A 23,109-nucleotide genomic window follows, 5' to 3' on the forward strand; every position below is an offset into this window, starting at 1 on the left:
AGTTCGACGCCTCGCGTCGGTCATATGGGGGACGGAGCCGACGCGGCCGGAACCGTCCCGGGGCCGTTGTCAGTGCCCCCGGCTAAGGTCCGCAGGACCGACCCGCTGCCGCTTTCAGGAGGATTCCATGGCTTCGCGACTCAACCCCTACATCACCTTCGCCGGCGAGGCCCGGCAGGCGCTGGAGCTCTACAAGGAGGTCTTCGGCGGCACCCTGTCGCTGAACACCTACGGCGACTTCGGCCAGGCCGACGCCGCGGGCTCGGCCGGCGCGGACAAGATCATGCACGGCATGCTGGAGACCCCGAGCGGCTTCACCCTGATGGCCGCGGACACCCCGCCCGGCATGGACTTCACCGTCGGCAGCAACTTCTCCGTCAGCCTGAGCGGGGACGACGACGCCGAGCTGCGCGGCTACTGGGCCAAGCTGTCCGCCGACGGCACGGTGACGGTGCCGCTGGACAAGCAGATGTGGGGCGATGTGTTCGGCATGTGCACGGACCGCTTCGGCATCGCCTGGATGGTCAACATCACCGCGGCACAGGGCTGAGACCGAGACCGAGACCGAGTGGGCCGTCGGGCGGCGTCGTCACTTGCCCTCCAGCTTCCCCAGCGGTTTCGGGTCGTCGTCCAGGGCGGCCGCGGCCGTCTTCCAAGCGGCGTCGCCGGGGTACAGGGCACTGCGCAGGAAAGCGGTGCTGAGCTGCTGGATCAGGGCGACGCGCGCGGGACTCTCGTCGGTCGTCTCGGCGACCTCGTAGCCGGGGATGCCGCCGAGCGAGTGCTCCGCGCCGAACAGGGTGAGCAGACCCTTGGGGCCCGGGCTACAGGTGTAGGGGTCGGTGAACCAGTCCGGGCCGCGCGTGGACAGGTGGGACCGGTCACCGTCCCCGGCCACGATGAGGGCCGGCGCGGTCATGCCCTCGAAGGACGGCTTCAGGAAGGGGAGATGCTCGGCGGCGAACGGGGTGAGGGTGTCGCCCAGACCGGTCAGGGCGAGCAGCACGCCCGCCTTGACGCGAGCGTCGGACATGTCCTCGCCGGGCACTCCGGCGGTGTCGAGGACACGCGCGCCGAGCAGTGTGCTCGCCGTCTGGGCTCCCCAGGAGTGGCCGGCCACCGCGATGCGCTCGCGGTCGACCCGCCCGCCGAGGCCCGGCACGGCGGCTTCCAGCACATCGAGTCCGTCCAGCACGCGCGTGAGGTCCTCCACCCGGATGCGCCAGATCCGCGGCGTACGCGGATCCTCGGCGGGGATGCCGAGCGTCCGGGAGTCGAGGTGGGTGGGCTGGACGACCACGAAGCCGTGCGCGGCCCAGTGGTCCGCCAGCGGGGCGTAGCCGTTCATCGACCAGCCGAAGCCGTGCGAGAAGACGATGACGGGCAGGTCGGAGCCGGTGGCGGGGGCGGAAACGCGGACCTGCAGGTCCTCGCCGCGGCCCGGGGCGGACAGGACGAGGGGCTTCGCCGAGATCACGGTCGTCGGCACGCTCGGGGCGAGCACGGCGGGCGCGGCAGGCGGGGTGGTCAGGGTGGTCGGAGTGTCGGCGCCGGACATGGAGGTGCCTTCCGTTGGGTTTGTCGGGCTTCCCGGGTTTCCCGGGCTTCTTCGGGTCTTGGTTCCGTGGGCAGAGGGCAGGAGGCAGGGCGGCCTGGCCGCCGGTCCCGCGGTCTGCCATCATGAGCAAAACGGAACCTTGCTCCGCTTACGATACGGAACACTGTTCCGCTTCGCAAGGCCGGCAGCAGTTTCGGGTTTCGGCAGCCGTCATGGAAGAAGGAGAAACGCGGTGGACGACAGCGGCCAGAACGCGGGAAGCGCGGCCGGGTCCAAGCGCAAGGACGCCCGGCGCAATCAGCAGACCCTGCTGGACGCGGCCGCCGCGGTGTTCGTCACCTCGGGCGTGGAGGCGCCGGTGCGCGACATCGCGGCCGAGGCCGGCGTCGGGATGGGCACGATCTACCGCCACTTCCCCACCCGCGCGGATCTCGTCATCGCCGTCTACCGTCACCAGGTCGAGGCCTGCGCGGAGGCCGGACCGGCCCTGCTCGCGGCCGGCCCGACCCCGCACGCGGCGCTCGGCAAGTGGGTCGACCTCTTCGTCGACTTCCTGGTCACCAAGCACGGACTGGCCGCCGCGATGCAGACGGACAACGCCGGCTTCGAGGCGCTGCACACCTACTTCCTCGACCGGCTCCTGCCGGTGTGCGCCCAACTCCTCGACGCCGCCGCCGCTTCGGGCGAGATCCGCGCCGACCTCGACGCCTACCAACTGATGCGCGGCATCGGAAACCTCTGCATCGGCGCCGACAGCGACTCCCGCTACGACGCACGCCGACTGGTCGCGTTCCTCGTCGCGGGACTACGCCAACCGCTTCTGGAGACTGAGCGGAAGTGAGTCCTGTTGCCAGGTCTCATGCTCGGCCGAACGCCCCGGACGGTGTTGGGCGTTCTGGTTACCCGTCGCCGGATCGGGTGTCCCTGGGCGCGCCTTCCGATCGCCACAGCGGCAGCATCATGGCGCGTGGTCTGACGAGTCGTTGTGGTGAGGGGTTTCTGCCAGTGCTGGGCACCCCACCGGCTGGTGCAGGCCGGGTCGACCGCGATGACCGCGATACCGGTCCGGTCGGCCATCGAGACCAGCCGGGCGCGGAGCTTGGCGGTGGGCATGCCGGAGACCAACCGCCGGAAGCGTTTCCTGCAGCCGTGCTTCTCCCGGGTCTTCTCCGCGGTGAAGTCCAGGGCCGCGCCGGGCCGTGGCGGGCGGCCCTGGCCCGACTGCGCGCCCACGCCCGGCCGTTGGACACCCGGACCCTTCGATCACTCGAATCACTCGAATCATTCCGATGACCCTGACCAGCCCGATAGATCGGATCTCTCACCGTGCATTGACGTACATCACCCTCTTCCCTATGTTGCAACGCGGGATAGCTCCGATGAATCATTGAGCCCGCCTGGAGGCACCGTGCCCGACCCGTCCAGACGTACCGTCCTCGCCACCGGATCCGCCCTGGGCGGCGCGCTGTTGGCCACCGGCCCGTCGGCCGGCCAGGCGGGCGCGGCCGACCGCGCGGAGGCGGCCACGACCCGCGAGGACCCGTGGCGGGTCGTCCTCGACGACGCCGACCTCGTCTGGCAGCAGATGCCGACGACCTGGTACGAGGGCCCGTTCCTCGGCAACGGCCTGCTCGGCTCCGGAATCTACGCGGAGCCGAGCACGGAGCCGGGCGCCGCGCCGACGGCCGTGCGCTTCAACGTCCAGCACTCCGAAGTGCAGGACCACCGCCCCGAGTTCGGCTCCCTCTTCGGCCTGGCCCGGCTGCCGATCGGCCACTTCACCCTGGAGCCGGTGGGCGCGATCACCGGCCTGGACTGGCGACTGTCGCTGCACGACGCCGAGTTGACCGGCACGCTCACCACCGACAAGGGCACGCTGTCGCTGCGCGCCCTGGTGCACAACGACCGATCGCTGCTCGCCGTGGAAGTGACGCCGAGCGCGGGCGAGCGCGGTTTCCGCTGGGTGTTCCATCCGGCGGACGCGATCAGCCCGCGAGCCGCGTTCAAGCCGCTGCCGGACGGCTACCGCGGCAACCCGCCGGCACAGGTCGCAGACCACGGCGGGGTGACGGCCGCCGTGCAGCCGCTGCTGGCGGGCGGACAGCATGTCACCGCGTGGCGGGAACGGACCCGGGGCCGGGCGCGGACGCTGTATGTGCACGTCGCGCACTCGTTCCCGCGCAGCACCGCCCTGGACCGGGCCCTGAAGGCGGTCCGAGCCGCGGCCGTACTGCCCTACTCCGCGCTGGCCGCGGGCCATCGCGTCTGGTGGCACGCGTACTACCGCAAGAGCTTCCTGTCCGTCCCGGACGCGCGACTCCAGCGCTTCTACTGGATCCAGCTCTACAAGACCGCCTCCGCCGCCCGCCGCGACGCTCCGGTGATGGCGACGAGCGGCCCCTGGCTGGAGCCCACGCCCTGGCCCAACACCTGGTGGAACCTCAACGCCCAACTGGAGTACTGGCTCATCCACGGCTCCAACCATCTCGAACTCGACGCGATCACCCGGGCGTTGAGCGAGTTCCGGGACAGCCTCGCGGCCGAGGTGCCGACGCCGTACCGCACCGACTCGCTCGGCATCCCGCGTACCACCGACCCCCAGCTGGTCAACGGCGCGGCCAGCACCCTGATGGGGTACGGCGTCGGGATCCCCGGCCAGGACCCGCCGACGCCCGAAGTCGGCAATCTGACCTGGGCGTTGCACAATGTCTGGCTCAGCTACCGCCACACGATGGACAGGTCGATCCTCCGGGAGGTCCTGTTCCCGCTCCTCCGCGGGGCGATCAACTACTACCTGCACTTCCTGGAGCCCGGACCGGACGGCAGACTGCATCTGCCCGCCACCTTCTCGCCCGAGTACGGCGGCAACTCCCGCGACTGCAACTACGACCTGATGCTCCTGACCTGGGGCTGCCGCACCCTCCTCGAATCCGCCGAACTCCTGGGCGTGCAGGACCCGTTGGCTCCCCGCTGGCGCGAGGTGCTGGCGAAGCGGGCGGCGTATCCGACGGACGCCAACGGTTTCAGGATCGGGGCGGACCTCCCCTTCGCGAAGTCCCACCGCCACTACTCGCATCTGCTCGCCGTCTACCCGCTGTACGAGGTGACCGGCCGCACGCCCGACGAACGCGCCCTGATCGAGCGGTCGTTGGCGCACTGGGTGGGCTTCGAGGGGGCCCTCCAGGGCTACACGTTCACCGGCGCCGCCTCGATCTCCGCACTGCTCGGCAAGGGGGAGGACGCGCTGCGGTATCTCGGCGAGCTCATGACCCGCTTCATCAAGCCCAACACCATGTACCAGGAGTCGGGCCCGGTCATCGAGACGCCCCTGTCGGCGGCGCAATCCCTGCACGACATGGTCTGCCAGTCCTGGGGCGGGGTCATCAGGGTGTTCCCCGCGCTGCCCGCCGCCTGGGCGGACCTCGCGGTGCACGACTTCCGCACCCAGGGCGCGTTCCTGCTCAGCGCGCGCCGCGAGGGCGGCGCCACTCGCTGGGTGCGGCTGGTCAGCGAGGCGGGCGCCGACTGCGTCGTACGGCACGGGATCCCGGGACCGATCGACGTCCGGGACCGCCGGGGCCGCCTCCTGCGGTACTCCGAGGCCGGCGACGGCGCCATTCAAATCCCCCTGCGCAAGGGCGAGTCGGCACTGATCACCGCCAGGGGCGACCGCCCCGACCCGACCGTCGCACCCGTGCCCGCAGCCGAGGAGGCGCCCCGCTGGGGACTGCCCGCCGTCTGAGCCGGGAGGGTTGCGCGGGCGAAGCGTCCGGCGCCGCGGAGATTGGCCGGAAAGCGATCCGGCCGCATCGGTCCGGACCATTGACCGTGCTCGGTCCGGCCGGGACTCTGTTCCACGCCCCTCAATCTGATGCATGAACCATGTTCATGTATATGACCGAGAACGAGGTGAGTCCCTCATGAGCACAGCCCGCAACGCGTCCCGCAGGACCCTGCTCGGCGCGGCGCTCGGCGGCACGGCGGCGGCCGCGGTCGGCGGCCTGCCCGGCACCGCGTACGCCGCCTCCTGGCAGCAGAAGTGGGCGCCGTCGGCGAGCAGCGTCGGCCTCGGCGCCTTCGAGAGCATCGAGGACGACCGCGCCGACTCCCACACATCGGGTCAGCCGCACATCTTCGCGACCGGCAACAACTGGCGTTTCAACATGCACATGGGCGACCGGGACACCTCCACCGACCGGCAGCGCCAGGAGGTCACCGGACTGCGCAACGGCAGCGGCAGCGACTACCTCAAGTGGACCTCGGGGCAGACCTGGCGGGTCACCTACTCGATGTACATCCCCAGCTCCCTCAAGGCGACCACCACCTTCACGCACATCATGCAGATGAAGCAGCCGGGCACCGGCACCTCGCCGATCGTCGTGCAGTCGCTGCGCCGGGTGAACGGGGTGCAGACCATCGAGCTCAAGCTGTTCGAGCAGGACATCCTGGTGGGCCGCACCGACCTCGCTCCGCTGCACGACAAATGGACCGACGTCGACTTCCAGATCAAGGTCGGCAACGGCACGGCCGGCTCGGTGCGCTGGATCCTCAAGAGCGGCTCGACCACCGTCGTCGACGCCTCGAAGACCGGCGTCGACACCTTCCTCGCCGACCGGGTGCGCCCGAAGTGGGGCATCTACCGCTCGCTCGGCGACACCTCCGGGTCCCTTCAGGACTGCTATCTGCTGCTCACCAACCTGCGCGGCTACCAGCTCGTCTGAGGAGCCGGACCCGGTCCGGGCGTCCGCCAGGCCTTCGGGGGAATCCGGGGCCGTCCGCGTGGGCCGCCGGGCCGCGGGTGGAACGAAGAGGGGCATGTCCCCCCACTCCGACCCGCCCGCGTCGCCGCCCGGACGGACCGGCGGCGCGCCGACCGGCCGTACGCAGTTCGGCCGTACGCAGACCGGCGTGCCGCGCACGCTGCGCGGCGCCGCCGCATACGCCTGGCGCATCCTGGTGGTCGGCGTCGTCGTCCAGGCCGCGTTCTCCGTGCTGGGACAGTTCCATCGCATCGCCGTCGCGGTGTTTCTCGGTCTCGTCGTCACGGCCGTGCTGAAGCCCCTGGCCGACCTGCTCTCGCGGGTCCTGCCGCGGCCGCTCGCGGTCGCGGTGGCGCTCGTCGGGGGGATCGTCGTCGTCCTCGGCGGTCTGGCCCTGGTGGGCGAGACCGTCGCCGGACAGCGGACCGGGCTCGAGCGGGAGTTCGTCTCGGGGTTCGACCGGATCGAGCACCGGCTGGAGGAGCCGCCCTTCCGGCTGGAGCCGGGCGCGCTGGACGACATCCAGTCCCGTATCGGCCGGCTGCTCTCCAGCCACCGCTCCACCGTCATCAGCACCGCGCTGAGCGGCGCCGGCAGACTGCTCGAAGTGCTGACCGTCCTCGCCCTCGCCCTGTTCTGCTCGGTCTTCTTCACCCACTCCGGCGACCGGCAGTGGCGCTGGTTCTGCGACCAGCTGCCGCCGCCGGCCCAGGACCGGGTGGCGCTCGCGGGCCGGACCGCCTGGCGGACCTTCACCGGCTACACCCACGGCATCCTGCTGGTCGCCGCCACCAACGCGATCCTCGTCGGCATCGCGCTGTCCCTGCTGGGCGTCCCGCTCGCCGTGCCGCTGGCGCTGCTGGAATTCACCGCCGCGTTCATCCCGCTGATCGGCTCGCCCATCGCGCTCTCCGTCGCGGCCGTCGTCGCGCTCGCGTCGAAGGGGGCGCTCACCGCCGCGGTGGTCGTGGCGCTGATCGTGATCATCGGTCAGATCGAGGGCCATCTGCTGCACCCGATCGTGATGAGCTGGGCCGTCCGGCTGCATCCGGTGGTGGTCGCCCTGTCGGTCACCGGCGGAGCGGTCGCGGCCGGCGTGATCGGAGCGGTCGTGGCCGTGCCCCTCGTGGCCGTGGTGTGGTCGGTCCGCCAGGCACTGCGGCAGCAGGACACTACGTCCTGAAGCCGACGACACCCCTCGCGCCTGCTTGCGGTGGACGAGCCCGTCGGTGGTGATGCTCTGCGGCCAGGTTTCGTCAGGCTCGGTTCTGTGGTTTGCGCCAGATCCTGATCTCCGTCGCCGGGAGTCGCTCCGCGAAGCCGCTCCCGGGGGCGGCCGCCTTGCGCAGCAGTGCGCGCAGCTCGCGCTCGAAGTCAGCGAGCCTGTCGCCGAACAGGTGCGGCGCGGAGTCGGATCGGGAGAACGTCCACGCGACGATGTCGTCCGCGGTGCGCTCCACGACCTCCCCGGCAGGCACCACGTGCCGCTCGACGGGCCCGAAGCCCGCCCGGGCGATGACGAGGTCCTCCCGGTCCGGCGTGCCGTGCGCGAGAGTGCCCTGCCCCGCTCGGCGCACCGGCCCGAGGTAGGCGCGCACCAGAACGCGGATCCGGTCGTACGGGGGTTCGGGCGCGGGCAGCGGACGCGGGTCGGCGGGCGGGTCCTTCAGGTCGCTGATGTGGACGAACGCGCCGCCCGGCGCGAGCATCTCCAGCACGGTGGCGGCGACGCGATCGCGGTCCGTCCAGTGGAAGGACTGGGCGAACACCACGGCATCGAACTCGCCCAGCCCGGTCGGCAGGTCCTCGGCGCGGGCGGCCACCCACCGGGCGTTGGTCACCCCGCGCCGTGCGGCCGCTCGCCCGGCCGCGGCGAGCATGTCCTCGTCCGGGTCGACGCCGACCGCCTCGGCGACGAACCGCGCCATCGGGAGCAGCACGATGCCCGGGCCGCAGCCGACGTCGAGGAGTCTGCCCCGGCCGTCCAGTCCGAGGGCCGTCGCCAGGGTCTCGGCGAAGCGCGGGGCGTAGGGGAGCCGGCCGCGCTCGTAGTAGGCCGCGCTGCCCCGGAACAGGGTGCGGTCCCACTGCCATCCGTCGGGCATCTCGGCTCCACTCCGTGAATCGGCCGAGTCGCCGCCGGTTTCGAGCCCTCGGCGAACCGGTACGCTCCCGGCTCTGGCCCCGGCGACCTACCCGGCGGTATACAGGCCCCTCGAACGGTACAACGGCCGTATGTGACGGCGTCGTCGGTCAGGCGTCGGTTCAAGGGGGAGGAACGCGATGCGGGGCAACGTGGGCACGGCGAGCCGGATGGACCGCCGTCGAAAGGGCGTCACCCTCCTGGCGGCGTTGGGGGGTTGCGCGCTGGTCGCCGCCTCCACGGTGCCCGCCGCGGCGCACGGCGGGGGCCACGCCGGCCGGTACGTGGCGCTCGGCGACTCCTACACCTCCGGCCCCTTCATCCCCACCCAGGTCGACGCCGACTGTGCGCGCTCCGACCACAACTACCCGTCGATCGTGGCCGCGCGGACACGGGTGAGCCAGTTCAAGGACGTCAGTTGCGCCGGGGCGACGACCGAGCAGATGTGGAAACCGCAGGGCACCAACGGCCCGCAGCTCGACGCGGTGGGCCGCAACAGCGACATCGTCACCGTGCAGATCGGCGGCAACGACGTCGGCTTCGGCACCATCATCGGCACCTGCGCGAAGCTGGCCGCGACGGACCCGGCCGGCGATCCGTGCCGGCGCCACTACGGCGCCTCGGGCGTCGACGAGCTCAGCGTCACGATCGCCAGGACCGCGCCCAAGATCGCGCGGGTGCTGGAGGCCGTGCACGACCGGGCCCCGCGCGCCCGGGTGCTCCTCGTCGGCTATCCGGACCTGCTGCCCGACGACGGCAGCGGCTGTGCGCCGTCGGTGCCGTTCGCGACGGGGGACTTCCCCTACCTCCGGGACACCGAGAAGCGTCTCAACCTGATGCTGCGGCTGGTGGCACGCTGGAACCACGCGGAGTACGTCGACACCTACGGTCCGACCATCGGCCACGACATGTGCAAGTCGCCGGCGGTGCGCTGGATCGAGCCGTTGCAGCCCACCTCGCCGGCCGCTCCCGCGCACCCCAACGCCAAGGGCGAGGAAGCCATGGCGGGTGCGGTGCTCGACCGCCTCACCCATGGGCGCGGCGGCCGCTGACCGTCCGGCTTCAGTGGACGACGTCGGCGAGGTTCGGCACCACGCGGGTCAGCCGTAGTACGCCCCAGAGGATGAGGAGGACGCCGATCGCCTCGGGCAGCAGCCACCAGCCCGTGCGGACCCGCTCGTCGAAGAGCACGACGCCGAGCAGGAGGCTCACCGCCGCGTCGCCGATGGTCAGCGCGGGCTGGGAGGCGGCCAGGGGGCCGGCCTGCAGCGCGTTCTCCAGCAGCAGGAGGGCCGCCACTCCGGTGATCGCGAAGCCGTAGGTCTGCCAGGTGGTGAGGAAGGCGGGCAGGCCGTCGTCGGCCAGGCGGTCCGTCGCCGACTTCAGGAGTGCCGCCGTCAGGGCGTTGCCCATCGCCGCGGCCGACGCCAGCACGGCCGCCCGGAACAGCGGCGAGGACGCGGAGCGGGCCAGGAGGACCGCGCCGGCCATCGCCGCCACGACGATGGCCAGGACCGGGATCCATCGGTCCATGGCGGCCTGGTGCCGGTCGCCGGAGGGGGCCGCCGCGGCCAGGAGCAGAGCGAGTCCGGCCACCACGGCCCCGACGGCCCACCAGGCGTCCGCCGACAGCCGGCGGTGCAGCAGGGGCACCGCCACCAGCAGGGCGAACGGAAGTTCGAGGATGAAGACGGGCTGGACCAGGGCCATGGGTCCGTTGATCAGGGCCAGGGCCTGGAACACCGCGGCGCCCATGACGCCCGCGATGCCGATCGCCCAGGCGGGCCGCCGTGCGAGGGCGAGCAGCAGCCGCACTCCGCCGCCCCGCGCCACCGTGGCGGCGGCCTTGCGCTGGAAGGCCGTGCCCACCGCGTTGCTGGCGGCGCCCAGGACGGCGAAGACCACGGCGAGCACGATCATGACTCCACCATGCCCCGCTTTCGCCGCCCCCTCAGCCTGGACGTCCGCCGCCCGGGCGTGCGTCGCCCGCGTGCGCGCTATGCGGGTGTGCACCGACCGGGCGGGGTATCAAGCGCAGTCGAGTGCCGTGAGGTCCACCGCGTCGGCCATCGCCTGCATCCCCTTGTCGTTGGGGTGCAGATGGTCGCCGCCGTCGAAGAAGGGCAGGATCCGCTGCGGGTTGTAGGGGCTGCGCAGGATGCGGTCGAAATCGGCGACGGCGTCGAACTCCCCGCCGGTGCGCAGGAACGCGTTGACCTCCTGACGGACGGACTCGGCGGCCGGGTCCCACTCCGACCAGCCCTCGAAGGGGCCCACGGTGGCGCCGACGACGCACTTGCCGGCCGCGTGCACCCGGCGGACGATCTCCCGGTAGCCCGCGATCAGGTCCTGGGCCGTCACTCCGGTGTGGGCCTTGATGTCGTTCACGCCCTCGAAGAGGAACACCGTGCGTACGCCCGGATGGGACAGCACGTCCCGCTGGAGCCGGTTCAGCGCGCTCTGGCCGGCTCCGTCCGCGAGGACCTTGTTGCCGGAGATCCCCGCGTTCGCCACCCCCTTGACCGTGGTGTTCGCCTGCTGCAGCCGGCGGGCGAGGTAGTCGGGCCAGCGGCGGGCGAGATCGGACGTCGACTGCCAGCCGTCGGTGATGGAGTCGCCGAGCGCGACCACCGCGCCGGTCGACGCGTTCGCGCGCACGGAGACGGCGTCGAGGTAGAACCACGAACCGATCGCGCCTGTCCACCGTTCGGCGCTCTCCTCGGCGGTGTGGTCGCCCTGGGCGGTGTACGAGGTCTGCATGGCCATCCCGTGGCCGCTCGCCGGGCCCGCCGCGTCCGGTGAGTGCAGGCTGACCGTCAGGTCGGTCGCGGCGGGCAGGCTGCCGGGCAGCGCGTCGCTCAGCGCGGTGCCGCCGGCGGGGATCGTGACGGAGTCCGCGCCGCCGAAGCTCAGCCGCCGGTTGCTCCCGGGCACCAGCGCCGCGCCCTGCCGCCGCACACCCGCGTAGACGCTGTCGAAGGTCACCGGGCGGTCGCCGAAGGCGTTGGTCAGCCGGATCCGCAGATCGCTGCCGCCAACGCTGGTGCGCACGACGAGCCGGTAGCCGCGGTCGGCGACGCCCTCCCCGACCCGGTCGGCGGACGCGCCCCAGGTGATGACGTCGTGCCGGGGTTCGGCCGCGTGGGCCGCCGGGACGGCCTGGAGCAGGGCGACGGCCGACAGGACGGCGACGAGCAGCCGCACCGGCGAGCGACGGGCCGTCATCGGGTGAAGCCCTTCAGCGTGACGGACTCCCCGGGCCGCAGGTCCACGGTCCGGGAGGTCCCCGCGTACGCCACCGTCGTGGTGCGGCCGCCGACGCTGCGCAGCCGCAGCGAGGTGGGCATGCCGTCGCGCCAGCGCAGGTCGGCGACGAAACCGCCGCGTGCGGGCAGGCCGGTGACATGTCCGGCGGCGGCCCAGGCGGCGGGCAGGGCGGGCAGGAGTTCCAGGTGTCCGGGGCGGGAGTACAGGAGCATCTCGGTCATCGCGGCGGGCGTGCCGAAGTTGGCGTCGATCTGGAAGATGCCCCGGCCCGGTTCGACCTCGTAGACGTCGAACAGGTTGAAGGCGGTGCCGTTGCCGCCGCCCGTCGACGGGCGCAGGTTGGCCATGACCAGTTCGTAGGCGTTCTCCGCGTTCTTCAGGCGGGCCCAGCACAGGGCCCGCCAGGCGTTCGCCCAGCCGAAGCTGTGCATGCCGCGCGCGGTGAGGAGGGCGGTGGCGCCGTCGACGATGTCCTTCGGGGTGGATCCGTCGGGTCGGATCCGGTCGCCGGGGAAGAGGCCGACCAGCGGGGAGAGATGGCGGTGGGTGGTCTCGCCGAGGTTGTCGGGGGACATCCATTCCTGCAGCCAGCCGGTCCTGGGGCTCACCTCGGGCAGGTACAGCCGCTTGCGCAGGCCGGCGATGGTGTCGGCGTAGGCCGCGTCCTCGCCCAGTTCCGCGGCGGCCTCGCCGTAGTGGCCGAAGAGCTCCCACACCAGTTCCTGGGCGTAGGTGATGCCCTGGGCATCGAGCGGGCCGTGTTCGGGCGACCAGTCGCTGTCGGCGACGAGGACCTCTCGTGCCGAGCCGGGGAGGGTCTTCGGCAGCAGCCGTGCCTCCCAGAATGCGCAGGCGCCCTTCAACAGCGGGTAGATCCTGGCCAGATGGGTGCGCGAGCGGGTGAACTCGTAGTGTTCCCAGAGGGTGTTGGCCAGCCAGGCGTTGCCTGCGGGGTGCCACCACCAGCCCATGCCGCCGTGCGGGTTGGTGGAGATGGCGATGGTCCAACCGGCGTTCTTGCCGCTGGAGTTGCGGTAGCGGTTGCGGGGATCGTCGAACAGGGTGCGGGTGAGGGCGGTCCAGGAGGGCAGTTGGGCGACGCAGTAGTCGGTGAGGGCGTCGAAGCACGGGGAAAGGCCCGTGCGGTCGGCCATCCAATAGTTCATCTGGAGGTTGATGTCGGTGTGGTAATCGCCCATCCAGTCCGGGTCGTTGCCGTCGAGCCACAGTCCCTGGAGGTTGAGCGGGAGGCTGCCACGGGATCCGGAGATCATCAGATAGCGGCCGAACTGGAGGTAGGCGGCTTCGAGTTCGGGGTCCGGCGTGGTGTCGCGGGCGCGTGCGGTGAGGCGCTGCCAGGTGTCCAGTGAGCGCTGTTCGGCGGTCGACTCGCCGAGCGAGAGGTCGAGTCGGCCGTAGAGGGCCTGATGGTCGGCGACATGGGTGCGCAGCAGTGTGCCGACGGGGTGGGCGGCGGCCGCGCGCACCTTCGTCCGGGACAGTTTCCGCGGATCGAGCGACGGGTCGCGGTAGTTCGCCTCGGCGTCGGGCGCGTAGTCGGTGCCGCCGCTGACCACCACCGTGAGGTCGGTGCAGCCCGTGAAGTCGATCCGGGTCCCGTTCACCCGGACCCTGCCGCCGCTGCCGTGCGCGGTGACGGCGGCGCCGTAGCGCAGGCCGTTCGGGAGGGCCGCGCCGAACGACTCGGCTCCCGTTGCGGCCTCGCCGTGGGCGCCGTCCAGGGTCACCGATCCGGTGTAGCGGCCGCCGCCGCTCTGGGTGAAGTGCAGGACGATCACGTCGTCGGGGCGGCTGGCGAAGATCTGCCGCCGGTAGGTCACGCCGGAGCGGACGTACGTCGTGGTGAGCACGGCCTGGGCGAGGTCGAGGGTGCGACGGTAGCCGTTGACGCCGGACAGGTCGTGGTCGGGGAGGTCCACGGTGAGCCGGGCGAGCAGGGTGAAGGATCCGAAGTCGGAGCGGCCGTAGGGGAATTGGCCGTCGGCGTCCAGTGTGTCGTTGAGGCCGCCGGTCCACAGGGTGGCGTCGGTGATCAGCAGGAGCTCGCGGCCCGGATCGTTGCTGGCGAGGGCGCCGAGGCGGCCGTTGCCGACGGGCAGGCCCTGTTCGATCATGGAGTGGTCGTCGGCGGGGGCCTGCCACCACAGGAGGTGGCGCGGGTCGCTCTCCCCCACCGCCGCTGCGGGCGGCCGCTCGGGCGCCGCGGTGGCGGTGAACGTCGGGAGCGTGGCAAGGGCTCCGGTGGTCGCGGCGAGGGAGAGCAGGGTTCTTCTGCTGGGGCGGGGTGTCATGACGGCTCCAGAAGTCTGAGCTGGGGCCCGCGGGCGACGGCGGGCCCCAAGGTGTTCAGAAGGACTTCGGTACGTCGATCCGGTCGATGTCCGGCGCATAGCCCGAACCGCTGTCGAAAGTGATCGTGTTGACGCCGGCCTTGAGCGTCACCGGCACGTGGACGACCGACACGGTCCCCCAGTCGCCGGTGGACGGGAACTGGTGGCGGGTGGCGCCGCCGCCGTTCGCGGAGACGTCCAGCGAGCGGGCGTCGCCGCTGACGTAGGCGACCTTGACCTGGTAGACGCCGGCCCTGCCGACCACGACGTCGTTCACGGTGAGCTTGCCGCCGAGGTAGAGGTTGCCGACCTTCTTGCCGTCGGAGCAGGCCGAGCAGTCGGCGACGGAGGCGTTCCCGGCGAGGGTGTTCGCCGTGGCCTCGGCTTCGTGGCCGGTGTACGTCAGCGTGGCGCCGCGCGGGGTGACGGTGAACAGACGGGAGCCGTGGGCCGGCAGCGCCTGGGTGATCCCGCCCTGGTGCGTGCCGAGGTTCTCGTGGTTCCACAGGTCGCGGACGGCCGCCTTGCCGGTGAAGCCGAGGGTCGTCCAGTCGGCGCTCACCGAGGCGGGCGCGTCGGCCAGGTTGAACAGGGCGACGGTGTACGTGCCGTCGGGGTTCTTCGCGGCCCAGACCTGCTGGGGGTCGGACGGGGTCACCGGGTGCGCGGACGGTGTGGCGCCCTGGTTGACGGCGATGACCTCGCGGTTGGTGAGCAGGGAGAGGCCGTAGGAGTCCAGGCGGGTGAGGTCGTCGCCGGTGTAGAGCGGGGACTTGGCGATGGCCCAGAGGGTGGCGTAGGTCTGCCGCTCGGCCTTGGTCAGGCCGTCCATCGCCCCGTTGCCGACGTCGAGCGAGTCGAGGTCGTTCCAGCCGCCGGGGCCGGCGTGCCGGGTCCAGGCCGGGGTGTCGTCGAAGCGGTCGTCGACCGAGTTCTCCCAGGACACCAGGGTGTTGCAGTAGCACTCGACGTCGGTGTCCACGCGCCAGCCGTTGCTGTACTTCTTCCAGTCGGCGGCGTGTCCGATGTCGAGGGACCAGGACACCTCCAGATGGATCGGGCGGCCGGTGGCGGCGATCGCCTTCTGCCAGGCGGCCACGTCGGCGATGTTGTCGTAGTTGTCGCCGCTCTTGAACGAGCCGGGTCCGACGCCGTCGAGCTTGAGGAAGTCGTAGCCCCAGTCGGCGAACATCCGGGCCTGGGAGTCGATGTACTTCTGGGCGCAGGGATCGGAGAAGTCGATCTTGTAGGCGCTGTCCCAGCCGTTGGTGGTGCGCAGGTCGGAGTGCACGATGTCGGCGGTGGTGCAGCCGTCGGCGTTCCAGATCGGGGCCTTGCCGTCGGCGTACGCCTCCTTCTCCAGGCCGACGGGCAGATAGATGCCGGCCTTGAGGCCCTTGGCGTGCACGTGGTCGGCGACCGCCTTCATGCCCCGGGGGAAGCGCTGCGGGTCTGCCTGCTGGCGCGCGTACTGGTCGAACTCCGGCTTCCACGCCATGTCGCGCCACCAGCCGGCGTCGATGTTGACGTATGTGTAGCCGTACTTCTTCAGCTTCGCGGCGAGGGCGTCGGCCTGCTTCAGCACGTTCGCCTCGGTGAGGTAGCTGTAGTCGCCGTCCGGGTTCAGGCCCGGGTACTTGGAGGACTGCATGCTCCAGCTCGACCAGCCCATGTAGGGCTTCGCTGCGACCCCGGTCGCGGTGGACGGGAGGGGCTCGGCCTGAGCCGCGGGGGCGGCGGTCGCGGTGCCGGCGGCGAGCGCCAGGACGACCACGGCTCGTGCAGCCCGGACAGCTCTGACGGCTCTGACCGCGCTCAGGGCGCGTGCGGGCAGGGCGGAGTGCGAGGGTGACCGCATGGGTCGTACCTCCTGGGGGTGGGGGTGACGGTGGGGTGCGGGGTGCCGGTGGGGGGCGGGTGCGGGTGCCGGATCGGTCAGTTCGGGGCGGTGATGAAGGACTGGATGGCGGTGGCCGCGGCGCCCCGCGCCCACTCCTCGAAGGGCAGCGGACGGGTCTGGACGTCGCACTGCGCGGCCGAGCCGAACGCGGCCGCCGCGAAGGCGCTGCGGATCTGCTCGGCGAACAGGTCGTGGGCGGCGAGGCCCTCGCCGGAGATGACCACCCGCTCCGGGCCGAGGAGGTTGGCCACGGTGGCGATGCCGCGGCCGATCGCCTCCCCCGCCCTGGCGTACGCCTCGCGCGCCTCGGGGTGGCCCCGGCGGGCGAGTTCGACGGCCTCGGCGGTGCCGGTGACCTCGATGCCGGTCCGTTCGCGGATCCGGGCGAGGATCGCCGGGTCCGCGGCGACGGCCTCGACGCAGCCGCGGTTGCCGCAGTGGCAGAGCGGCCCGTTCGGGTCGACGGTGACATGGCCGATCTCTCCGGCGACGCCGTGCGCCCCGGCGACGACCCGGCCGTGGACCACGAGGCCGCAGCCGATGCCCGCGCCGACGGTCACCACGGCGAAGTCCGACAGGCCCACGCCGGCGCCGAACCACTGCTCGGCGACGGTGAGGGCCCGTACGTCGTTGTCGACGGTGACCGGCAGGCCGGTGACGGTGGAGGCGAGTTCGGCGAGCGGGACCTCGCGCCACTCCAGGAACGGCGAGTAGCGGACCACGCCCTCGGCCCGGTCCACGTCGCCGGCCGCGGCGATGCCGATGCCCATGACGCGCACGCCGTAGCCGTCCGCCTCCGTCAGCAGTTCGCGCACGATCTCCGCGGCCGAGACCAGGACGGCCTTCGGGGCCCGGTCGGTGAGCGGCACGTGCCGGGCGAGCAGGATCCGGCAGCGCAGGTCCGTGAGCACGCCGATGATCTCGTCGCCGGTGAGCTTGAGCCCGAGGAACAGGGCCCGCCCGCCGTCGACCCGGACCAGGTTCGCGGGCCGCCCGAGCGCCGGAGGCGCGTCCGGGTCCGCGTCCTCCACCAGGTATCCCGACTCGATCAGGGGCCGGACCGCCTTGGTGACGGCGGCCGCGGACAGCCCGGCCCGGCGGGCCAGTTCGAGCCGGGTGAGCGGCCCCTGGGACAGCACGGTGGTGAAGATCTGCGAAGCGGCCGGGGTACCGGCGGGGAACCTCTCGGCGGGGTGCGGGCGGGAGAGCGAGGGCATGGCCGGGAACCTATGGCCCTTATTTTCTGCTGTCAATGAAAGAAACAGGAATTGCCTGAAGACCCACTGTGAGACCTGACCGCCTTTCAAAGCCTCTCAAGCCACGCGGAGTTGTCGTGCAAACGAAGGATCGGGGCGGCGGACCCGATAGGTCGTCTTCGTCGGGTCCATGACCGGCTCGCCGAGGGTGATCCGCCCGGCCCGGTGCAGCTCGTCGCACTCGGCGGTGGACAGCGCCACATAGCAGCCGCCCCGGCCGCCGACGGCGTCCAACGGCCGCCAGTAGCCGTACACCCGCCGTCCACCGGCGTACTCGGTGACGAACACGGGTGTGCGCGGATCGGAGACGATGCGCAGAACGTCGAGTGCCTGTGGCGAAGTTGATCTCACCCGCGCATCCTTCAGCACGGCACTGACAACGGGCCTTCTCCTCGGCTCAGGGGTGCGGTCAGCCGAAGAACCCCCGCGGCGCAGGCAGGCCGGGAGTGAAGGAGGACGGGGCGCTCATGACGCGGTCCAGGTCGCGCTTGATCCGTTCGGCCTCGCCGCGCACCTGGGCGGGAATGTCACCGCGTTCGGTGATGAGGCGGTGGTAGATCGGGGTGTCGTCGAAGACGGGTGTCACCGGGGAGGCTCTGCTTTCATCGACGGTCGGGCGGGCCGACACGGCAGGACTTGCTTCGGACACGGCCGACGATCCGACGGGACGAATCGGCGCTTCCGTGACGTCGCTTGACGATTCGACAGCTCGATCGCCGGCGACGGCACCCTCATATTGTCCCTGATGCGGCACGGTGCGGGCGACCAGGTGGCGCAAGGGGCCACGGGGAGGCCGGCGCGGACTGCGCCGGGCCCTACCACGGCAAGGGGCCGTCCGCCGCGCAGGCCTGGCCGGCGAGTCCCTCACGGACCGGTTCGGGGCGCAGCAGTTGGGCGACGATCGCGCCGGTGGCGCGGTGCCAGTCGCCGCCGCGCCGCAGCATCGCGTGATCGCCCCGGCGGACGAGGACGAGGCCGGCCTGGGCCGCCGTCCCCCGCGCCCGTCGGACGTAGTCGGCGGAGTCCCCGGGAGCGGTGACCCGGTCGCGGTCTCCGTGCAGGACGACGATCCGCGTCCCGCCGAGGTGGGCCACGGGTTCGTCGGGCGGGCACCACGGGGCGAGCGCGAGCACGCCGTGCACGGCGGGGTCGGCCGCCGCCCGCAGCGCCGCTCGGCCGCCCATGGAGTGCCCGACCAGGGTCACGGGCACCTCGCCCGCGAGCCTTCGCAGCTCGTCGAGCGCCCGTGCGGCGTCGTGCACCGGGTCGGCGGTCGCGTTCCAGCCGCGATAGCGGTAGCGCACCTCGGCGACGAGGACGTCCTGACGGTCCGTCGCGGCGACGGCCGCCCGCAGGACGGGACGCATGCGCAGGGCGGCCGCGTGCCAGGCCCGCGACGGCTGCCGGCCGTGTTCGCGGCCGCCGTGCAGGACCACGACCGCGGCGCCCGGCGGGGCCGCCGGTCGGTGCCGCACCACCAGGGCGGTTCCGGCCGCCTCGACGGCTCCTCGTTCGCTCAACTCGCCCGCCGCCTCTCTCACCTGGCCGTGTCCGTGTAGCGGCGGACGATGGGCTCCAGGTAGTCCACGTGGGGACCCGCCAGTCCGGCCAGCTCGGCCGGGCAGCTCACCAGGGTAATGCGGTCCAGTTCCGGGGCGCGCCCCGCGGTCCGTTCGGCGGCCGTCATGGCCTCGAAGGCCGCGCGCAGCTCGCGCGCCGGACGCGGCGGGGCGAGATGGGCGAGGCCGATGCTGCGGTGCGCGCCGCGGGTGACCGCCCACAGCGGGAGCTGCCGGGCCGGGAGGTCGACGCCGGTCTCCTCGACCAGCTCGCGCGCGGCGTGGGCGCGCAGGGCCTCCTCGTCGAGTTCCGCGCCGTCCGGCGGAGGCTCGACGGAGCCGCCCGGCAGCTGCCACCGTCCGGGGTGGGAGGTCGACGACGACATCCGCGCGACCAGCATCCTGCCGTCGTCGGTGGGCTGGACGACGTACACGAACAGGGAGGGCAGCCAGGCCCGGTTGCCCGGCACCCGGCGCAGCGCGTAGTGCCGGTAGGTCACCCGCGTCCAGGACAGGACGAGACGGTGCGGCCCCTCCCAGGCCGCGCCCGCGCACGCGACCACGGGGCCGTCGAACAGGTCGGGGTTGGCCTCGACCGCCTGCCGCCAGACACGGTCCCGTGCCGCCTCGTCCGCGGGCGACAGACGGGGCGGAGCGGCCTCCACCAGCCGAAGCCGGGGAGCGTCGAAGAGATCGACACCGGCGGAGGTCGGGGCTTTCGGGGCCTTCGTCACCCGGCCATCGTAGGAGCCGGAGGCAGGGCGTCGGCGGTCGGCCGCGTCGTGGCGGCTGTCGGCGGCCATCCGTGCGGAGAACCGTATGTGACGTCACGTCAGCGGTGTCGGGGTCGGCGGCCGGCGGCGCGCGTCGGGGCCGCCCGACTGCGTGATCACCCGACCCGCGCGACACTGAAGTTGCGGATGATCCCGGGGGCGCGCGCGGAGAGGAGACCTGGTGCCGAAGCGGCCGTCGCTCGCCGAGTCCGTCGGGGCGGGCCGGCGTGCGGCTCGGGTCACGGTCGCCGCCGCGGCGGGGTTCTATCCGGCGGCGTACGTGCTCGATCAGCCGGTGACCGCGGTCTACGGGCTGTTCACGCCCATCGCGTTCGGCGTCCTGTCGCCCGTGCCCGGATCCGGGCGGCGGCGCGCCGCGACGGTGCTGGCCGCCCTGCCTGCGGCCGCCGTCCTCACCGCCCTGGGCACCGCCCTCGCCGTGGGGACCTGGCCGGCCGTGGCGGGGATGCTGCTCGTCGGGTTCGGGCTGCGGTTCGGCGCGGTGTGCGGACCGCGGCTGTCCGGCACCGTGCCCGGGCTGCTGCTGTTCTACATCCTGGCGTGCTTCCCGCCCTTCGCCCCCGAGACGCTGCCCGAGCGGTTGACCGGCGTCGCGATCGGCGGCGCGGCGCTTGTCCTGTGCGAGGTGGCGGTCACCGCGCACGAATCGGATCCGGCCTACCGCGACCGGCTCGCCGACACGCTGGAGCTCGCGGCCCGGGCGGCCGGGTCGCTGCTGCGCGCCGGGGTCCCCGAGCCCGGACTGGCCGAACGGCTGCGGGCGGCGGGCCGGGACCTGCGGTTCTCGCGGCAGCCTCCCGGCGCTCGTCCGACCGGAGCGGGGCGGACGGACCGGGCGCTGGCCGACGCCGGTTCCGCGACCCGGCGTCTCGTGGACCAGTTGGCCGCCCTCACCGCGCTGCCCGCCGCGCCCGCGGACCTGGCCGCGCAGAGCCTCCTGCGCGGCACGGCGGCGGAGTGCGCCGAGACGGCCGGCTCGCTGCGCCGGGCCCACCCCGGGGCCGGGCCCGGGCTGCTGGAGGAGATGATCGCCGAGTTCCTGGCCGCGCGCGACGCACCGACGTCAGAGGCGGCGGGGACGACGGCGTCGGGGCGCGGGGATCGTCGGCACGAGGTGCTGCTGCGGCAGTCGACCGTGCTGACGGTCGCGGTGTCGGCGGTGATCGTGCGCACGGCGGTCGCGCTGGCGTTCGGCGGCCGTCAGCCGGTGCGCGGTCTGCCCCGGGAGCAGTTCTGGTACGCCCGGACCTCGACGGTCCGGCTCTTCGGCATCCGCCTCGCCGGGCACCTCACGCGGCGCTCCGTCGGCTTCCAGAACGCGCTGCGCACCGCGCTCGGTCTCGCGCTCGCCCGGCTGGTGGCGGGCTCGCTGGACCTCTCGCACGGTTTCTGGGTGCTGCTGGCCGTGCTGACCCTGGGGCGTACCACGGCGCTCGCCACCTGGTCCACCGTCCGCGCGGCCGTCGTGGGCACGCTCGCGGGCGCGCTGGCCGCCGGCCTGCTCCTGATCGGGGCGGGCGACGCCACCGAGGTGTACGCGGCGCTGCTCGTCCCGACGATGCTGGTGGCGTTCACCGTGGGGCCGCTGGAGGGGCCGGCCTGGGCGCAGGGGCTGTTCACCCTGGTGGTGTCCGTGGCGTTCGCCCAGCTCGCGCCCGTGACCTGGCGGCTCGCGGAGCTGCGGGTCGTCGATGTGCTGACCGGGAGCGCGGTCGGGCTGCTGTGCGGGGTGCTCGCCTGGCCCTTCGGGGCCCGCGCCGAGACCCGGCGCAGCATGGCGGCGCTGCTCCGGGCCGCCGCGCCCCTGGTCCGGGCGACCACCGAGGCGACGACCGGTCGCGTACCGGCCGAGGGCGGCGATCCCGCCGATCAGGCGCTGCGGCCGGCCCGGCACCGGCTGCGCATGGCGGAGGGCTCGTACGCGCAGTACCGCACCGAGCCCGCTGCGTCCGCGCCCGGGACCGAGCACGACTATCTCGCCGTGCTGAACTTCGGCGCCCGCGTCCTGATGGGCGCCTACTGGCTGCCCCGGACGGCCCGTGCGCAGGAGGTGCCCGCCGCCGCCCGTACCTGGGTCCGGGACGTGGGCGAGGCGGTGGAGGCGGCCGCCGTCCGGGCGGCGGAGTTCCCCCCGGGCGGCCTGCGGGTCCGGCCGGCGCCGCCGCCGTCCCTGACGTCCGGGGCGCCGCCGCCGGTGCTGACGCTGCTGAGCGACGTCGAGGTGTGGCTCGACGCGCTCGCGGCGGACCTCCGGGCCGGCACCGGCCACCCGTCAGGCCCGCCTGCGGCGCTGCCTGGTCAGTGACCGGCGAGCAGCTCCAGGGTGTCGATCACCCGGTTGGAGAAGCCCCACTCGTTGTCGTACCAAGCGACCACCTTGATGTGGCGGCCTTCGACGCGGGTGAGGGCCGAGTCGAAGATCGAGGAGGCGGGGTTGCCCACGATGTCCGACGAGACCAGCGGGTCCTCCGAGTATTCGAGGACGCCGGCCAGCGGGCCCTCGGCGGCGGTGCGGTACGCGGCGAGCACGTCCTCACGGGTCACGTCGCGGGCGACGGTGGTGTTCAGCTCGACGATCGAGCCCACCGGGACGGGCACCCGGATCGAGTCGCCCGACAGCTTGCCCTCGAGGTTCGGCAGCACGAGGCCGATCGCCTTGGCGGCGCCGGTCGTGGTCGGCACGATGTTGACGCCGGCGGCGCGGGCGCGGCGCGGGTCGCGGTGCGGACCGTCCTGGAGGTTCTGCTCCTGCGTGTACGCGTGCACGGTCGTCATGAACCCGTGCTCGATGCCGGCGAGCTCGTCGAGGACGGCGGCCAGCGGCGCGAGCGCGTTGGTGGTGCACGAGGCGTTCGAGACGATCGTGTGCAGCTCGGCGTCGTAGGCGTCGGTGTTGACCCCGTACGCGAGCGTGACGTCGGCGCCGTCCGAGGGCGCGCTGACGAGGACCTTCTTCGCGCCCGCGTCGAGGTGGGCGCGGGCCGCCTTGGCGGAGGTGAACCGGCCGGTCGCCTCCAGCACGATGTCGACCTCGAGCTCGGCCCACGGCAGCTGCGCGGGCTCGCGCTCGGCGAGCACCTTGATGCGGCGGCCGTCGACGACGAGCGTGTCGCCGTCCTCGATGGTGACCGGTCGGCCCAGCCGGCCGGACGTCGAGTCGAAGGCGAGCAGCTGCGCGAGGGCGGTGGGGGCGGTGAGGTCGTTCACGGCGACGATCTCGAGGTCGCTGTCGCGTTCGAGAAGCGCGCGCAGCACGTTGCGTCCGATGCGGCCGAATCCGTTGACGGCGATGCGAGTCATGAGTGGTGTCCCTTCGGTTCGTCACCAGCCTCGCGCGCGAGCCGCTCCCCTGGCCAGGGCGTGAGCGCCATGGTTCGCAAGGATCCCGCCAGTCCCGCCGGCCCCGCGGGCGTCCCCGCTGGGCGCTCCGCTGGACGTGCCGCGATGTGCCGTCGTTCCGCTGCGGCGCCGTGGTGGCCGGTCGCGCCCGCGCGGCGGAGCCGCACATGTCAGCGCCCCGC

Annotated in this window: 19 protein-coding genes and 1 pseudogene; 7 read left to right on the plus strand and 13 right to left on the minus strand. The window is 72.8% G+C overall.

The features are described 5' to 3' along the window. Positions 1-127: 127 nt before the first annotated feature. Positions 128-550, plus strand: coding sequence for a VOC family protein (locus ACWCPF_RS25150; RefSeq protein WP_451047328.1), 423 nt, complete (start codon positions 128-130; stop codon positions 548-550). Between the two features lie 39 nt (positions 551-589). On the opposite strand, the gene ACWCPF_RS25155 is transcribed toward ACWCPF_RS25150, so the two are convergent. Further along, positions 590-1,558 (minus strand): alpha/beta hydrolase family protein, encoded by a 969-nt coding sequence (locus ACWCPF_RS25155; protein ID WP_451047329.1) that lies wholly within the window; start codon positions 1,556-1,558, stop codon positions 590-592. A gap of 232 nt (positions 1,559-1,790) precedes the next feature. On the opposite strand from ACWCPF_RS25155, the gene ACWCPF_RS25160 reads away from it, so the two are divergent. After that, a complete protein-coding gene (locus ACWCPF_RS25160) occupies positions 1,791-2,399 on the plus strand; it encodes a TetR/AcrR family transcriptional regulator (protein ID WP_451047330.1) in 609 nt (202 codons plus the stop codon). On the opposite strand, the pseudogene ACWCPF_RS25165 reads toward ACWCPF_RS25160, so the two are convergent. Then, positions 2,324-2,743 (minus strand): annotated as a pseudogene (locus ACWCPF_RS25165) (IS200/IS605 family accessory protein TnpB-related protein); the annotation flags it as partial. The gene ACWCPF_RS25160 and the pseudogene ACWCPF_RS25165 overlap by 76 nt on opposite strands. A 223-nt stretch (positions 2,744-2,966) precedes the next feature. On the opposite strand from ACWCPF_RS25165, the gene ACWCPF_RS25170 reads away from it, so the two are divergent. The 3 genes from ACWCPF_RS25170 (at position 2,967) to ACWCPF_RS25180 (ending at position 7,501) form a co-directional block, all read left to right on the plus strand. Next, positions 2,967-5,300, plus strand: a complete 2,334-nt coding sequence (locus ACWCPF_RS25170; RefSeq protein ID WP_451047331.1) for a glycosyl hydrolase family 95 catalytic domain-containing protein — start codon at positions 2,967-2,969, stop codon at positions 5,298-5,300. A gap of 178 nt (positions 5,301-5,478) precedes the next feature. Continuing rightward, positions 5,479-6,279: a Tat pathway signal sequence domain protein gene (locus ACWCPF_RS25175; RefSeq protein WP_451047332.1), complete on the plus strand. Its 801-nt coding sequence runs from the start codon at positions 5,479-5,481 to the stop codon at positions 6,277-6,279. A gap of 94 nt (positions 6,280-6,373) precedes the next feature. Continuing rightward, positions 6,374-7,501: an AI-2E family transporter gene (locus ACWCPF_RS25180; protein ID WP_451047333.1), complete on the plus strand. Its 1,128-nt coding sequence runs from the start codon at positions 6,374-6,376 to the stop codon at positions 7,499-7,501. A gap of 73 nt (positions 7,502-7,574) precedes the next feature. On the opposite strand, the gene ACWCPF_RS25185 is transcribed toward ACWCPF_RS25180, so the two are convergent. Then, positions 7,575-8,423 carry a class I SAM-dependent methyltransferase gene (locus tag ACWCPF_RS25185; RefSeq protein ID WP_451047334.1) on the minus strand — a complete coding sequence of 283 codons (849 nt, stop codon included), beginning with the start codon at positions 8,421-8,423 and terminating at the stop codon, positions 7,575-7,577. A 208-nt stretch (positions 8,424-8,631) separates the two neighbouring features. Here ACWCPF_RS25185 and ACWCPF_RS25190 point away from each other — a divergent pair, with 208 nt between their 5' ends. Beyond that, positions 8,632-9,513, plus strand: a complete 882-nt coding sequence (locus ACWCPF_RS25190) for an SGNH/GDSL hydrolase family protein (protein ID WP_451047373.1) — start codon at positions 8,632-8,634, stop codon at positions 9,511-9,513. A 10-nt stretch (positions 9,514-9,523) separates the two neighbouring features. Here ACWCPF_RS25190 and ACWCPF_RS25195 read toward each other — a convergent pair whose 3' ends face one another. The 9 genes from ACWCPF_RS25195 to ACWCPF_RS25235 all read right to left on the minus strand — a co-directional run bounded on the left by ACWCPF_RS25195 (position 9,524) and on the right by ACWCPF_RS25235 (position 19,528). Next, positions 9,524-10,381, minus strand: a complete 858-nt coding sequence (locus ACWCPF_RS25195; protein ID WP_451047335.1) for a DMT family transporter — start codon at positions 10,379-10,381, stop codon at positions 9,524-9,526. 108 nt (positions 10,382-10,489) lie between these two features. Next, positions 10,490-11,686, minus strand: coding sequence for an SGNH/GDSL hydrolase family protein (locus tag ACWCPF_RS25200; RefSeq protein WP_451047336.1), 1,197 nt, complete (start codon positions 11,684-11,686; stop codon positions 10,490-10,492). After that, complete coding sequence (locus tag ACWCPF_RS25205; protein ID WP_451047337.1) at positions 11,683-14,040, minus strand: glycosyl hydrolase family 95 catalytic domain-containing protein; 2,358 nt, start codon at positions 14,038-14,040, stop codon at positions 11,683-11,685. The genes ACWCPF_RS25200 and ACWCPF_RS25205 overlap by 4 nt, the downstream gene beginning before the upstream one ends. Positions 14,041-14,095: 55 nt before the next feature. Beyond that, on the minus strand, positions 14,096-15,937 hold the full coding sequence (locus tag ACWCPF_RS25210; RefSeq protein ID WP_451047338.1) for an alpha-galactosidase D: 1,842 nt from the start codon (positions 15,935-15,937) through the stop codon (positions 14,096-14,098). A 77-nt stretch (positions 15,938-16,014) separates the two neighbouring features. Continuing rightward, positions 16,015-17,196 (minus strand): ROK family protein, encoded by a 1,182-nt coding sequence (locus ACWCPF_RS25215; RefSeq protein WP_451047339.1) that lies wholly within the window; start codon positions 17,194-17,196, stop codon positions 16,015-16,017. A gap of 96 nt (positions 17,197-17,292) precedes the next feature. Continuing rightward, positions 17,293-17,586 carry a hypothetical protein gene (locus ACWCPF_RS25220; protein WP_451047340.1) on the minus strand — a complete coding sequence of 98 codons (294 nt, stop codon included), beginning with the start codon at positions 17,584-17,586 and terminating at the stop codon, positions 17,293-17,295. Positions 17,587-17,644: 58 nt separating this feature from the next. Further along, entirely contained in the window at positions 17,645-17,821 is a 177-nt protein-coding gene (locus tag ACWCPF_RS25225; RefSeq protein ID WP_451047341.1) for a hypothetical protein, read from the minus strand. Positions 17,822-18,050: 229 nt separating this feature from the next. Then, the gene (locus tag ACWCPF_RS25230) at positions 18,051-18,776 is read right to left on the minus strand and encodes an alpha/beta hydrolase (protein WP_451047342.1); all 726 of its coding nucleotides are present in this window, start codon (positions 18,774-18,776) and stop codon (positions 18,051-18,053) included. Next, positions 18,773-19,528, minus strand: a complete 756-nt coding sequence (locus ACWCPF_RS25235; RefSeq protein WP_451047343.1) for an NUDIX domain-containing protein — start codon at positions 19,526-19,528, stop codon at positions 18,773-18,775. The genes ACWCPF_RS25230 and ACWCPF_RS25235 overlap by 4 nt, the downstream gene beginning before the upstream one ends. Positions 19,529-19,748: 220 nt before the next feature. Between ACWCPF_RS25235 and ACWCPF_RS25240 the strand changes: the two genes are divergently transcribed. Next, entirely contained in the window at positions 19,749-21,893 is a 2,145-nt protein-coding gene (locus ACWCPF_RS25240; RefSeq protein WP_451047344.1) for an FUSC family protein, read from the plus strand. Here the strand turns inward: ACWCPF_RS25240 and gap are convergent. Further along, positions 21,887-22,888, minus strand: coding sequence for a type I glyceraldehyde-3-phosphate dehydrogenase (gene gap / locus ACWCPF_RS25245; protein WP_451047345.1), 1,002 nt, complete (start codon positions 22,886-22,888; stop codon positions 21,887-21,889). The two genes, ACWCPF_RS25240 and gap, sit on opposite strands and share 7 nt — an antisense overlap. Between the last annotated feature and the right edge of the window lie 221 nt (positions 22,889-23,109).

Source organism: Streptomyces sp. NPDC001858, assembly GCF_053594615.1.

Coding starts and splice junctions, on each gene's coding strand:
- ACWCPF_RS25150 (WP_451047328.1), top strand. CDS start 128: ATGGCTTCGCGACTCAACCCCTACATCACCTTCGCCGGCGAGGCCCGG.
- ACWCPF_RS25155 (WP_451047329.1), bottom strand. CDS start 1,558: ATGTCCGGCGCCGACACTCCGACCACCCTGACCACCCCGCCTGCCGCG.
- ACWCPF_RS25175 (WP_451047332.1), top strand. CDS start 5,479: ATGAGCACAGCCCGCAACGCGTCCCGCAGGACCCTGCTCGGCGCGGCG.
- ACWCPF_RS25180 (WP_451047333.1), top strand. CDS start 6,374: ATGTCCCCCCACTCCGACCCGCCCGCGTCGCCGCCCGGACGGACCGGC.
- ACWCPF_RS25185 (WP_451047334.1), bottom strand. CDS start 8,423: ATGCCCGACGGATGGCAGTGGGACCGCACCCTGTTCCGGGGCAGCGCG.
- ACWCPF_RS25190 (WP_451047373.1), top strand. CDS start 8,632: ATGGACCGCCGTCGAAAGGGCGTCACCCTCCTGGCGGCGTTGGGGGGT.
- ACWCPF_RS25195 (WP_451047335.1), bottom strand. CDS start 10,381: ATGATCGTGCTCGCCGTGGTCTTCGCCGTCCTGGGCGCCGCCAGCAAC.
- ACWCPF_RS25200 (WP_451047336.1), bottom strand. CDS start 11,686: ATGACGGCCCGTCGCTCGCCGGTGCGGCTGCTCGTCGCCGTCCTGTCG.
- ACWCPF_RS25205 (WP_451047337.1), bottom strand. CDS start 14,040: ATGACACCCCGCCCCAGCAGAAGAACCCTGCTCTCCCTCGCCGCGACC.
- ACWCPF_RS25210 (WP_451047338.1), bottom strand. CDS start 15,937: ATGCGGTCACCCTCGCACTCCGCCCTGCCCGCACGCGCCCTGAGCGCG.
- ACWCPF_RS25215 (WP_451047339.1), bottom strand. CDS start 17,196: ATGCCCTCGCTCTCCCGCCCGCACCCCGCCGAGAGGTTCCCCGCCGGT.
- gap (WP_451047345.1), bottom strand. CDS start 22,888: ATGACTCGCATCGCCGTCAACGGATTCGGCCGCATCGGACGCAACGTG.